Below are 518 nucleotides of genomic sequence, written 5' to 3' on the forward strand. Positions count from 1 at the left end.
GTAGGTGAATCTATAACATAGGAATTAACTAATCTTAATAAAGGATGACTTTTAAAAATTCTCATAAAAAATATATATATATATAAACACTTTAATATACAAAAATATATTTTTATTAACTTTCAAACCTTTATAAAATAATAATTAATTTTTTCACACAACACATTAATTTTTTTTTTTGTAACTTTAGCCTTAATTTGTTCATAATATAAAACAACCATTATCTATAGAAAAAAAAATAGTTTAAATATATAATAGAAGAATTTGACTTTCTAACACGCCTTGAGATATGGGATTCATACCTACTATGATATCCAGACCGCAGTCCAGAAGAAAAGCGTCCCCCACAAGCAGTTCGGCTTTTAATTGTTCTAAAACCTCTGAGGTAATAGGGTTTAAACAATCCAAAGTTAATGAAGATAAAAATTCTTCAGTAAATAGATAGTGTAAACTATTGAATTCATATAACATACCTTCAGTTAACCTACATGGTGTTGTTATATCAGGGTTATCTACAA

General features: G+C 25.7%; 1 protein-coding gene. It reads right to left on the reverse strand.

Going from position 1 to position 518, the window contains the following annotated elements; translation table 11 throughout:
• Positions 1 to 243 precede the first annotated feature (243 nt).
• On the reverse strand, positions 244 to 518 hold a 275-nt coding region (locus ACYVEA_RS34860), incomplete at its 5' end, for a hypothetical protein (RefSeq protein WP_461117946.1).

Source organism: Spirosoma jeollabukense, from assembly GCF_054777855.1.